Below are 11944 nucleotides of genomic sequence, written 5' to 3' on the forward strand. Positions count from 1 at the left end.
AGATGATGAAATACACGAATCTGCTGGTGGAAAAACGGGACGCGGTGGCGGTCCTTACGGTCAACCGCCCCAAGGCGCTGAACAGTCTCAACAGTGAGGTCATAGAGGAGCTGCTGGCGGCCCTGACCGAAATCGAAGGCAATGCCGGGCTCAAGGTGGCCGTAATCACCGGCAGCGGCGAAAAAGCCTTTGTTGCCGGGGCGGATATCGCCGAGATGTCCGGCCTGAACGTCCAGCAGGCGCTGGCTTTTTCCCGGAAGGGGCAGCAGGTGGTCAACTTCATCGGCAGGATGACCAAGCCGGTCATTGCGGCAGTCAACGGTTTTGCCCTGGGGGGAGGCCTGGAATTGGCCCTTGCCTGTGACTTTGTCTATGCCGCCGAATCTGCAAAACTGGGCTTTCCGGAGGTGACCCTGGGGATCATGCCCGGTTTCGGCGGCACCCAGAAGCTCGGCAGGATCATCGGCCGTGGCCGGGCCAACGAGTTGATCTTTACCGGCAGGTTGGTTACGGCCGCCGAGGCGCTCGACTGGGGCATGGTCAACGGTGTCCTCCCCGGGGGGGAACTCCTCGACCGGGCGATTGAAATGGCGACAAAAATTGCCGGCAACGGCCTCCTCGGGGTAGCCGGTGCCAAGGATGCCATCAGAAGCGGCCTCGACATGGGAGAGGCGGATGGCTTGAATTACGAATCGGTGCTTTTTGCTTCCCTCTTTGCTTCGGCTGACCAGAAGGAAGGGATGCAGGCATTCCTGGATAAAAGAAAGGCCGCTTTTACCGGAGCGTGATCCAGAGGAGCGGAAGGAGAGGTGCATATGGAAGCGACAAGAGAATTATACTGGAACATCGGCCATGGCGCGGCTGTACTGCTGCCCATGTACCTCTTTACCTTTGTTGCTCTGGGGCTGTTGATCTGGAGCGGCATGAAACGCCTGGAGATATATCGACAGGGAAAACCGCTGGACCGGTTCGGCAACAGGGGAGAGCGCTTCGCCAATCTGCTGAAAAACGCCCTCCTGCAGAGCCGGGTGCTGCTGGTCAAGGGGCCTGGCTTTGCCCATGGTTTTTTCTTCTGGGGATTTTTCCTGCTCTTCATCGGCACCATTTTCGTTGCCCTCCAGGCTGATTTCACCGACCTCTTTTTCGGCTACCGCTTCCTGAACGGCGATCTTTACAAGGTCTTCTCCCTGGTGCTGGATCTGGCCGGGCTTGCCGCCGTCGCCATGCTGGCAGGGCTCTTCATCCGCCGCTACCTGGTGCGCCCCAAGGGGCTTGAAACCACCCGCGACGATGCCGTCATGCACGCCCTGCTCTTCGCCATCCTCATCACCGGTTTCGTCATCGAAGGTGCACGGATGGCGGTCAACGAGCTTCCCCACGATCCGGCCCTGGCGGCCTGGTCGCCGGTGGGGCTGATCTTTGCCAAAGCCCTGTCCGGCATGGGGGAAGCATCCCTGCTTGCCCTGCACAGGGGACTGTGGTGGCTCCATTTCTTCCTGGTCATCGGCTTCATCTGCGCCATTCCCTTTACCAAGTTCCGCCATATCTTCACCACCGCCGCCAATTACTTCTTTGCCGACCTGGGCCCCAAGGGGGCCTTGGTGACCCTGGATATGGAAGGGGATGCGGAGAGCTTCGGCACCGCCAACCTCAAGGACCTGACCTGGAAGGATATCTTCGATACCGATGCCTGCACCAAGTGCAAGCGCTGCCAGGACCGCTGCCCGGCCCACAATACAGATAAGCCCCTCTCCCCCATGAAGGTCATCAACCAATTGGGAGAAGTGGCCTGCACCAATCCGGAAGCCAACCTTGTCGAAACGGTGAGCAAGGATGCCCTCTGGTCCTGTACCACTTGCCGTGCCTGCCAGGAAATCTGTCCGGCAGCTATCGAACATGTCAACAAGGTGGTCGATATGCGCCGCAACATGGTGCTCATGGAAGGGGAATTCCCCGGTGAAGAGGTCATGGCGGCCATGGACAACACCGAGGTCAATGGCAACCCGCTGGGGATGGCCCTGGCTTCCCGGGGGGACTGGGCGGAGGGGCTGCCGGTGCAGATCATGGGCGAAAATGCCGACGTCGACATTCTCTACTTCGTCGGCTGCTACGCCTCCTTCGACAAGCGCAATATCAAGATTGCCACCAGCTTCATCCATCTCTGCGCGGCAGCTGGCATCAAGGTCGGCATCCTGGGCAAGGAAGAGAAGTGCTGCGGCGAGCCCATGCGCAAGATGGGCAACGAGTACCTCTATCAATCCATGGCCACCGAGAACATCGAGACCATCAAGGCCTACGGGGTGAAAAAGGTGGTCACCGCCTGCCCCCACTGCTTCAACACCCTGGCCAAAGATTACCGGGATCTGGGCTTCGACGTGGAAACCGAGCATTACACGGTCTTCCTCAATCGCCTGGTAGAGCAGGGCAGGCTTAAGTTCAAGAAGGAAAGTTTCGACTGCACCTACCATGATTCCTGCTACATCGGCCGCTACAACGATCTCTACCGCGAGCCGCGGGCGCTCATTGCTGCTGCCGGCGGTACCATCCGGGAGATGGAGCGAAGCGGCGCCGAAAGTTTCTGCTGCGGCGCCGGCGGCGGGCGGATCATGGCCGAGGAGAAGCTTGGCAGCAGGATCAGCGTCAGCAGGGCAAAAATGGCCGCCGGGACCGGCGCCGGGATGCTCGTCTCCAACTGCCCCTTCTGCATGACCATGTTTGAGGATGGCATCAAGGGGGCCGAGCTGGAAGGGCAGCTGGTACCCCGGGATATCGGCGAGATACTGTTGGAGAGGCTGACGCCATGAGCTGAAGGTGCTAAATCGGGACGGAGATACCATCCATGCGAGATTGCACGAAAAAGCGGTTGAAAATCGGCGGCAACGTCTGCCGGTGGGGCCATATCCTGTTACACATTCCACCATGAGAAGGCGCTGTTTCGGCCATGCGATGGGGGTACTTACAAGCGGGATGCCGCGATAAAGCGAGCTTTGCTCGCGGGGAGAGGATTGCATGAATATCCATGAGTATCAGGCAAAGGCGATTTTGAGGGAATTCGGGGTGCCGGTTCCCGACGGACATGTGTGTTACAACGGCGCCAGCGCCCGTGAATGGGCGAAACGGCTCGGTGAGGGGCCATGGGTGGTCAAGGCCCAGATCCATGCCGGCGGCCGCGGCAAGGGGGGTGGGGTCAAGCTGGCCCGCACCGCCGATGAGGTACGCAACACCGCCAGGGACATGCTTGGCATGATCCTGCGCACCCACCAGACCGGGCCGGAAGGAAAGGTCGTAACGAGGGTCCTGGTGGAAAACGGCTGCAATATCGGTAAAGAACTGTATGTAAGCCTCCTGGTGGACCGCGCCACCTCCAAGGTGACGGTCATGGCCTCCACCGAAGGGGGAATGGATATAGAAGAGGTGGCTGCAAAGACGCCGGAGAAGATTTTCCGCGAGGCGATCGACCCCCTGGTTGGGCTCACCCCCTTCCAGTGCCGTAACCTGGCCTTCAGCCTCGGGCTGACCGGCAAGCTGACCAACAAGGCGGTGAGCCTCTTGCAGGGTCTCTATGCCACCTTCCTCGGCTGCGACTGTTCTCTTCTGGAAATCAATCCCCTGGTGGTGACCAAGGAGGGGGACCTGCTCTGTCTGGATGCCAAGTTCGGCTTCGACGACAATGCCGTCTTCAGGCATCCGAAAATCGGCGACATGCGCGACTATGACGAGGAAGATCCCAACGAGGTGGAGGCATCGCAGCACGACTTGTCCTACGTCTCCCTGACCGGCAACATCGGCTGCCTGGTCAACGGCGCCGGTCTGGCCATGGCCACCATGGACATCATCAAGCATTCCGGCGGCAACCCGGCAAACTTCCTGGATGTGGGGGGCGGGGCCACCATCGAGCGCGTTACGGAAGCGTTCAAGATCATTCTCTCGGACAAGAACGTCAAGGGCATCCTGGTCAACATCTTCGGCGGCATCATGAAGTGCGACGTCATTGCCACCGGCGTCATCGAGGCGGCCAAGCAGGTCTCCCTCAAGGTGCCGCTGGTCGTAAGGCTGGAAGGGACCAATGTGGCGAAGGGCAAGGAAATCCTTGGCGCCAGCGGTCTCAACATCATCGCCGCCGACGGCATGGCCGACGCTGCCAAAAAGATCGTTGCCGCCGTCGCAGCCTGAACGGCCACTCCCTCCCCGGGGGGAACTTCACATGTCAATAAGGGAGAAATGATCCATGAGCATACTGATCGATAAAAATACCAAAGTCATTACCCAGGGGCTGGGTGCCACCGGCCTCTTCCATGCACACGGTGCCCGGGAATACGGCACCCAGATGGTCGGAGGGGTTACCCCCGGCAAAGGGGGCACCACCATCGAGGGTTTTCCCATTTACGACACGGTCAAGGAAGCGGTCCATAAGACCGGCGCCACCGCATCGGTCATCTACGTGCCGCCGCCATTCGCCGCCGATGCCATCATGGAGGCGGTTGACGCGGGCATCGAGCTGGCCATCTGCATCACCGAAGGAATTCCCGTTCTGGACATGGTCAAGGTCAAAGAATACATGAAGGGGAAAGGGACCCGGCTGGTAGGCCCCAACTGCCCCGGCGTCATCACTCCGGGACAGTGCAAGATCGGCATCATGCCCGGATATATCCACAAGCCGGGCAAGATCGGTGTCGTTTCCCGCTCCGGCACCCTAACCTATGAGGCGGTCTGGCAGCTGACCAACGTTGGGCTGGGACAATCCACCTGCGTCGGCATCGGCGGCGACCCGGTCAACGGCACCAACCACCTGGATGTCCTCAGGATGTTCGAAGAGGATCCTGGCACCGAGGCGGTGATCATGATCGGCGAGATCGGCGGTACCTCCGAGGAGGAGGGTGCCCGATTCGTCAAGGAGCACATGACCAAACCGGTTGCCGCCTACATCGCCGGCGTTACCGCCCCTCCGGGCAAGCGCATGGGACATGCGGGAGCGATCATTTCCGGGGGCAAGGGTACTGCGGCCGAGAAGGTGGCGGTGCTGGAAGACTGCGGCATATCCGTAGCCGCGAGCCCGGCCGATATGGCCCAGGCATTGCTGAAGGTATATAAACCCAAATAAAAGAAACGCAGGATCAGGTTTGTTACAGCGTGCCATGGGATGCCGTTTGTCGGGGTGATGACTGCATTGTTTCGCTGCTGTAACAGGGTCATCGGCCACCCCCGGCGGGGTGGCCGGTGGCTCGCAGGTAAAGGAGGTAATTCCAAATGGGACTCTATAAGGAAAATCCGCGGTATAAATGTGTTTCGGCGCGGCTGAGCGATGAGGAATGGGAAGACCTGATGATCGTCTGCGGCCAGAAGAGGACCAGCATGTCGGAATGCATCAGGGAAGCGCTGACCGCTCTCATCATGGAAAACGGCCTGCGTGGCGGGCGTGTTGAAACGACGGGCTGAACATAACTTATGCTTGACCTAAAATAAGCATTATGGTACCACTTTACAAGTAACAGTGTTTGTTTTTGCTGCTGCCGGCAATGATCCCCGATGGCTCTTCTTTTTTCGGGGGATCCATTCAATATGAGGAGTAGTTACATGCTTGTCATCTCCTGCATCAAACAGGTGCCCGACACGACCCAGGTGAAGATAGATCCGGTGACCAATACCTTGGTCCGCGAGGGAATTCCCTTCATCATCAACCCCTACGACACCCATGCCCTGGAAGAGAGCCTCAATCTGAAGGACCGTTTCGGACTCCGTGCCGTGGCGCTTTCCATGGGGCCGCCGAACACCGAGGCCACCCTGAGGAAGGCTGCCGCCCTGGGGGTCGATGAGGCGATTCTTCTTTCGGACCGCGCCTTCGGCGGAGCAGATACCCTGTCCACCAGCAAGGTCATCTCGGCGGCCATAGAGCGGCTCAATGATCAGGAGGAGGTGGGGATCGTCTTCTGCGGCAAGCAGACCATCGACGGTGATACCGCCCAGGTGGGGCCGGGCATTGCCACCCGTCTCGGCTATACACAGCTTACCCTGGTGGACCGGATCGAGAGCCTGGACCTGGTGAAGAAGCGGATCAGGGTCCGGCGCAAGCTAGAAGGGCGGCACGAGATCGTTGAAGCCCCCCTGCCGGTGATGATTACCGTTGTCCGGGAACTGAACCGCCCCCGTTACCCGACAGTCCCCATGCGCCTCATGGCCCTGGAGACCGAGATCAAGGTCTGGGACAACAGCGTGCTCAAGCTGGATGCGAACACGGTGGGGCTCAAGGGTTCGCCCACCTGGGTGAGCAAGATCTTTTCTCCGGAACGGGACAAGGGGGAGATCATCGGCGATGGGATCAACGACCCGGTGGGGACGGCGAATCTGCTCATCGACAAGATGCTCGACAAGGACCTGCTGGCCGTCTAGATCGTGAAGGGTGAGGGGTGAGGAGTGAAGGGAACAGCAAAGGAGGAGTCTGCCAATGACTGAGGCAAAGAAACCGATGAAGAAACCACGCGGCAAGGCGCGGGTCGTCGAGGGCAAATGCATTGCCTGCGGCGCACGCTGCGAAAGTTCCTGTCCGGTGAACTCAATAGAGATGAGTGCCGGAGGAGAACCGGCGGTTCTTGCCGAGAAGTGCATCGGTTGCGAAAAGTGCATCAAGGTCTGCCCCGCTGCCGCCCTGGAGATGTTCTACTCCCCCGAGGATCTGGAACTGCTCAAGGCCTGGGAAAAGGAGCATGCCGGCGCTGCCGAAGAGCTGAGCGACGAGGAGAAGCAGCTTCGGGAGATGCTGGCCCGCTACCGGGGGGTCTGGGTCTTCGTCGAGCAGTATGACGGCGAGGCGGCCAAGGTATCGTGGGAGCTTCTCGGCACTGGAGCCGAACTGGCCAAAAGCCTGGGGGTCGAGCTCTCGGCGGTGGTCATCGGCGACCACGTCGGGCATCTCTGCGGCGAGGCTTTTGCCTATGGCGCCGACCAGGCGATCCTGCTCGATGCGCCGGTCTATGCCCACTACCGCACCCAACCCTATACGGAGGCCATCTGTCACCTGATCGAGAAGCACCGCCCCGAGGTCATCCTCATGGGGGCCACCGGCCAGGGACGCGACCTGGCAGGGGCGGTGGCAACCATTGTCAAGACCGGCCTCACTGCGGACTGCACCGGGCTGGGCATCGACGACAAGCGTAACCTCATGCAGACCCGTCCCGCCTTTGGCGGCAACATCATGGCCACCATCATGTGCGACAAGTTCCGGCCGCAGATGTCCACGGTCAGGCCCCACGTCATGCAGATGCCCGAGCGCAAGGAGGGGCGGACCGGCCGGGTTGTCCGCGAGGATTTCGCCCCCCGGGAAGAGGATGTGCTGGTCAAGGTCATCGAGGTCTTGAACGACAAGGACGGCAAGGATCAGGTGGACGTGGCGGCGGCGGAGATCATCGTTTCCGGCGGGCGCGGCCTGATGAACAAGGAAAACTTCTACCTGCTCCAGGAGCTGGCCGATGAGCTCGGGGGGGTCGTCGGCGCCTCCCGTAGCGCCGTGGACGCGGGATGGATGCCCCACAGCCGCCAGGTGGGCCAGACCGGCAAGACGGTCAGGCCGAAGATCTACATCGCCTGCGGAATTTCCGGAGCCATCCAGCATATGGTCGGCATGCAGGATTCCGACGTGATCATCGCCATCAACCGTGATCCCGAGGCCCCCATTTTCCAGATTGCCACCTATGGCATTGTCGGCGACCTCTTCCAGGTCATTCCGGCACTGATCGGCAGGGTGCGCAGCATGAAGGCCCAACGCGGCGGTGCGGAACCCGAGCGGGTTGCCGTTTGATTTCCATTAGCTGAAGAGATTTTACGAGGTACGTCATGACCATCAACCACACGTTATTCATACCGCTCTTTATCCTTGCCGGGCTCACCTTCGTCTACAGCTGTTACCAGAGACTGCAGCTGGTGGCGGTCGGCAGCGGCGAAGAGCGCTTTGACAACCCGGCAGCCAGGCTGGCGGGGACCTTTGCCTATGCCTTCGGTCAAAAAAGGGTGCTGGCCCGCCCCTATGGGGTGAACCATTTCTTCCTCTTCTGGGCATTCATGTTCCTGCTCGTTGCCAATGTGGCGTTCCTGCTGGAGGGGCTTTTCCCCGGCGTGAGCCTGTCGGCCCTGCCAGCTCCCCTTTACCACGCCTTGGAGCTGATTTTCGACCTGGTTTCTCTGGTGGCTCTGGCAAGCGTGGCGGTGGCCTTCGTCCGGCGGTTGTTCTTTCCCCCCGCCTATCTGGAGAACGACTACACCAAGGCCCGAAGCGGCGAGGCGCTCTTGATCCTGGCCATGATCGCGGTCCTGATGCTCGCCTTCTTCATTCTCAACGGGGCCAGGATCGCCCTGGGCGCGGAAGGAAGCTGGCAACCCATCTCGGCGATCTTCGCCGGCTTGCTGGCGGGTAATGCACCCGCAACACTTGGAAGCGTCGCGAGCGGTGCCTGGTGGGTGCATGCCGTAATGCTGCTTGTCTTCCTCAACCTGCTGCCGCGCAGCAAGCACATGCACATCCTCACCGCCATCCCCAACTGTTACTTCAGGAGCCTTGAAAAACCCAACGTCCAGCCGCGGGAAACCTTCGAGAAGGGGGCGCGGTACGGGGTGAACCAGGTGGAACAATTCACCTGGAAAGATCTCTTCGACAGCCTGACCTGCACCGAGTGCGGCCGCTGCCAGGACCTCTGTCCGGCCCACAACACCGGCAAGCCGCTCAATCCCCGGCGTATCGTCCACGACATCAAGCAGAACCTTCTGGACAACGGCGAGGCCCTCAAGGCTTCCCACCATGGCGCGACCCCCCTCATCGGCAATGGAGGGGAAGGAAGCATCACCGAGGAGGCGCTCTGGTCGTGCACTACCTGCGGGGCCTGCCTCTCGGTCTGCCCCGTGCTCATCGAACACATGCCCAAGATCGTCAAGATGCGCCGGTACCTGGTGGAGGAGAAGGCGAAATTTCCCGAGGAACTGCTCAACCTCTTCGAGAACATGGAGCAGCGCAGCAACCCCTGGGGCATCGCCCCCTCGGAGCGGAGCAAGTGGAGCACCCAGCTGGGGGACCGGTCCTTCAAGGCGGGTGAGACGGAATATCTCTTCTTCGTCGGCTGCGCAGGCGCCTTCGACAGCCGCAACAAGCATGTTACCGTCGCCCTGGCGACCCTTCTCGACAAGGCGGGGGTGACCTGGGGCATCCTCGGCAAGGATGAGAAGTGCTGCGGCGACAGCGTCCGGCGGCTCGGCAATGAATTCGTCTTCGACACCATGGCGCGGGAAAACGTCGCCATGTTCAAGGAGCGCGGGGTAACCAAGATCGTCACCCAGTGCCCGCACTGCTTCAGCACCCTGAAAAACGATTACCGGCAGTATGGTCTGGAGGTGGAAGTGCTGCACCACAGCCAGCTCATCGCCCAGCTGGTCCGGGACGGCAAGCTGAAGGCGACTAAGGCTACCCAACTGGGCAAGGTCGTCTTCCACGATTCCTGCTACCTGGGGCGCCACAACGACACCTTCGATGCCCCCCGCCAGGTCATCACCGCCGCCACCGGAAAGGCACCGGGCGAGTTCGGCCGCAACCGGGAGAGCGCCTTCTGCTGCGGCGCCGGCGGCGGACGCATGTGGATGGAAGAGCAGACCGGCACCAGGATCAATCTTGAGCGGGTCAAGGAAGCCCTGCAGCAAAAGCCCGATACCCTCTGTGTCAGCTGTCCCTACTGCATGACCATGCTGGAGGACGGACTCAAGGACGAAGGCGCGGACGGGGTAAGGGTAAGGGACATTGCCGAGTTGATGGCCGAAAGTCTCAGGGCCGATGGCTAGAAGGTCCATCTGCGGCTGATTCAGACTTGATGTAATGCAGGTAATCCATGAGTTATCCATCCTCGGAAGAAAATGGTTAGAGGGAAATGACCATGGCCAAAAACAACATTAAGAAAAAAAACTACACCATCCGCTCCGTATCCAACGCCTTCGATCTCCTTGAACAGTTCAACGGCGACATGGCCGAGATCGGCCTGACCGATCTCAGCCATAATCTGCAGCTGACCAAAAACAATGTCTTCAGATTGCTGGCCACTCTCCAGTCGCGTCATTACGTGGAACACGATTCCCACACGGAAAAGTACCGCCTCGGTTTCAAGACCGTGGAACTGGGACAGACGGTCATCCGCCAGCGGGGACGCCTGAATAATTCACGGGAGGTCATTGAGGAGCTGGTCAGGGAATGCAACGAGACGGTCTGCATCTCGGTGCTGAAGGACTTCTGCAGCGTCAATCTGGATGTGGTGGAGTGCGACCACCCCCTGCGGGTCATTCCCCGGATCGGCGTGCGCCTCCCCGCCTACTGCACGGCTGCCGGCAAGTCCCAGATCGCCTTTTTCGCCGACGACATCCTCAAGAAGTACCTGAGCGAACACCAGCTGCAGCAGCACACCCAGAATACCATCGTCATACCCGAGCAATTCAAGCGGCACCTGCGGGAAGTGGCCAGCCAGGGGTACGCAATCGAGAACGAAGAACTGGATATCGGCGTCGTCAGCGTCGCCGCGCCCATTCGCGACTACATGGCCCGCATCATCGGCGCCGTCACCCTGCTCGGCCCGTCACAGAGACTCTCCGAAAAGCTCATGGAAAGCACCCTGATCCCGCTCGTCATGAAAGGAGCAGGGGAAATCTCCGCCAAGCTTGGCTACTGCGGCGGCCAGGCCGAAGAGATCCACCCGGCGCTCCTGGGGCGCGCACAGGGCTGATTGCCGCGCCCCAGAGCGCCCATTTAGCCTATCCACACACAGTTATTTCCTCCCAATAAACCAACACAAACAAATTCATTTTAATAGTCGGACGTGGTATAACGGCACCAGGCTCCTGCTCGGGTGTTGTCTCTGCCTATGGCACGGCCGGCATTCCTCAACTTTCTTTGGGGGTCCTGTCTATGTTCAAAGATATGAAAACGCAGACGCACCTGAAACCGGGACAGAAGGGTACGAAGCGCCTAGTTGAGCAATATGGCGAATCGCTCCTTTGCGTTCGATATCGGTATGATGAGAAGCGGGGGATCCGTTTAAAGACGGTCGAGATCATTGTGGAGGAAAAAGCCGGCAAGCGTTCCCCGCGGCATCACGATGAGGATGTCGTTCCCGTAGTCGTCGCATATACGGAGAAGGCCTTGAGGGACAAGCTGAAAGCCGCAGGTGGCCGGTAGGACCCACAGGGAAAGTGCTGGCGTGTTCAGTATGGTTTGATCCGTGGTACAGAGCTGGAAGAAAGAATGCTGAAGGATTGAAAGAATGGGTTATCGATAGGGAGCGAATTACCTATACCAGGGCATTGAAAAACCCCCGCATTGAGCAGCTATGCCCCCTCAAGGGGCCAAATAGCATAAGTTATTTGTTTGGCTTGCTAAATTTATGCTCTTTGAAACTCAATTTTGCCGGGTTAGCCAGCCATTTTTGGGTTGTTGAACGGAGTTCACCATGCTTTAGTTGGCACCAACCCCCAAGTTTCGCATTCGAACCAGATTGTAGGCTGTTACTGCCAGGGTAAAGTGCCAGTCGATCTTCTTAACTCCCCTGTAGCGGGTCTTGCGGAACAGCCCAACGGTCTTGAGCCAGCCGAAGACCTCTTCGATTCGTTTGCGGAATTTTTGGCTTGCTGCGTAACTACTGTGCCTTGTCGTGCGGCCATCTGTTGATGAACGACGGCCTTTCTTTGTCGTGTTTTGCGTAACGTGAGGTGTTACCTTCAACTCCCGCATGGCTTTGGCGAAACCAAAAGTGTCGTAATTCTTGTCAGCCGCCATAGTGATTCGACGCTTGCGGGGAGCGATCTTACCGATCATTGCCTTGGCCGTTTCTCGCTCGGCAAAGCCATCGGCTTGTGTAACTTTGCTCATCACAACCAATCCATTTTGGTTTTCGGTAAGCAGATGTGCCGCAAACGACAGTTTCGGTTC

The 11944-nt window shown here is 59.4% G+C and carries 11 protein-coding genes; 10 read left to right on the forward strand and 1 reads right to left on the reverse strand.

The features are described from left to right. The first annotated feature begins 5 nt into the window (after window positions 1-5). From ML541_RS17335 to ML541_RS17380, 10 genes are all read left to right on the forward strand, one after another. Complete coding sequence (locus ML541_RS17335; RefSeq protein WP_243374859.1) at window positions 6-788, forward strand: enoyl-CoA hydratase-related protein; 783 nt, start codon at window positions 6-8, stop codon at window positions 786-788. Between the two features lie 27 nt (window positions 789-815). Continuing rightward, entirely contained in the window at window positions 816-2804 is a 1989-nt protein-coding gene (locus ML541_RS17340) for a heterodisulfide reductase-related iron-sulfur binding cluster (protein WP_243374861.1), read from the forward strand. A 205-nt stretch (window positions 2805-3009) separates the two neighbouring features. Next, window positions 3010-4173 carry an ADP-forming succinate--CoA ligase subunit beta gene (sucC, locus tag ML541_RS17345; protein WP_243374863.1) on the forward strand — a complete coding sequence of 388 codons (1164 nt, stop codon included), beginning with the start codon at window positions 3010-3012 and terminating at the stop codon, window positions 4171-4173. A 55-nt stretch (window positions 4174-4228) separates the two neighbouring features. Next, window positions 4229-5101: a succinate--CoA ligase subunit alpha gene (sucD, locus tag ML541_RS17350; RefSeq protein WP_243374865.1), complete on the forward strand. Its 873-nt coding sequence runs from the start codon at window positions 4229-4231 to the stop codon at window positions 5099-5101. A gap of 146 nt (window positions 5102-5247) precedes the next feature. Next, a complete protein-coding gene (locus tag ML541_RS17355) occupies window positions 5248-5436 on the forward strand; it encodes a ribbon-helix-helix protein, CopG family (RefSeq protein ID WP_243374867.1) in 189 nt (62 codons plus the stop codon). A 138-nt stretch (window positions 5437-5574) separates the two neighbouring features. Continuing rightward, a complete protein-coding gene (locus ML541_RS17360) occupies window positions 5575-6387 on the forward strand; it encodes an electron transfer flavoprotein subunit beta/FixA family protein (protein ID WP_243374869.1) in 813 nt (270 codons plus the stop codon). Between the two features lie 55 nt (window positions 6388-6442). Beyond that, window positions 6443-7792 (forward strand): electron transfer flavoprotein subunit alpha, encoded by a 1350-nt coding sequence (locus ML541_RS17365; RefSeq protein WP_243374871.1) that lies wholly within the window; start codon window positions 6443-6445, stop codon window positions 7790-7792. A 35-nt stretch (window positions 7793-7827) separates the two neighbouring features. Beyond that, window positions 7828-9813, forward strand: a complete 1986-nt coding sequence (locus tag ML541_RS17370; RefSeq protein ID WP_243374872.1) for a (Fe-S)-binding protein — start codon at window positions 7828-7830, stop codon at window positions 9811-9813. Window positions 9814-9905: 92 nt separating this feature from the next. After that, complete coding sequence (locus ML541_RS17375; protein ID WP_243374874.1) at window positions 9906-10742, forward strand: IclR family transcriptional regulator; 837 nt, start codon at window positions 9906-9908, stop codon at window positions 10740-10742. 182 nt (window positions 10743-10924) lie between these two features. Next, the gene (locus tag ML541_RS17380) at window positions 10925-11194 is read left to right on the forward strand and encodes a hypothetical protein (protein WP_243374876.1); all 270 of its coding nucleotides are present in this window, start codon (window positions 10925-10927) and stop codon (window positions 11192-11194) included. Between the two features lie 276 nt (window positions 11195-11470). Here the strand turns inward: ML541_RS17380 and ML541_RS17385 are convergent. Next, the coding region (locus ML541_RS17385; RefSeq protein WP_243374878.1) for a transposase at window positions 11471-11944 on the reverse strand (474 nt) is incomplete at its 5' end.

This window comes from Geotalea sp. SG265 (genome assembly GCF_022808985.1).
In the GTDB taxonomy this organism is placed as follows: domain Bacteria; phylum Desulfobacterota; class Desulfuromonadia; order Geobacterales; family Geobacteraceae; genus Geotalea.

What these genes read in the sequence shown, in the direction of transcription:
- ML541_RS17335 (WP_243374859.1), top strand. Translation starts at nt 6, where the DNA reads ATGAAATACACGAATCTGCTGGTGGAAAAACGGGACGCGGTGGCGGTC.
- ML541_RS17340 (WP_243374861.1), top strand. Translation starts at nt 816, where the DNA reads ATGGAAGCGACAAGAGAATTATACTGGAACATCGGCCATGGCGCGGCT.
- sucC (WP_243374863.1), top strand. Translation starts at nt 3,010, where the DNA reads ATGAATATCCATGAGTATCAGGCAAAGGCGATTTTGAGGGAATTCGGG.
- sucD (WP_243374865.1), top strand. Translation starts at nt 4,229, where the DNA reads ATGAGCATACTGATCGATAAAAATACCAAAGTCATTACCCAGGGGCTG.
- ML541_RS17355 (WP_243374867.1), top strand. Translation starts at nt 5,248, where the DNA reads ATGGGACTCTATAAGGAAAATCCGCGGTATAAATGTGTTTCGGCGCGG.
- ML541_RS17360 (WP_243374869.1), top strand. Translation starts at nt 5,575, where the DNA reads ATGCTTGTCATCTCCTGCATCAAACAGGTGCCCGACACGACCCAGGTG.
- ML541_RS17365 (WP_243374871.1), top strand. Translation starts at nt 6,443, where the DNA reads ATGACTGAGGCAAAGAAACCGATGAAGAAACCACGCGGCAAGGCGCGG.
- ML541_RS17370 (WP_243374872.1), top strand. Translation starts at nt 7,828, where the DNA reads ATGACCATCAACCACACGTTATTCATACCGCTCTTTATCCTTGCCGGG.
- ML541_RS17375 (WP_243374874.1), top strand. Translation starts at nt 9,906, where the DNA reads ATGGCCAAAAACAACATTAAGAAAAAAAACTACACCATCCGCTCCGTA.
- ML541_RS17380 (WP_243374876.1), top strand. Translation starts at nt 10,925, where the DNA reads ATGTTCAAAGATATGAAAACGCAGACGCACCTGAAACCGGGACAGAAG.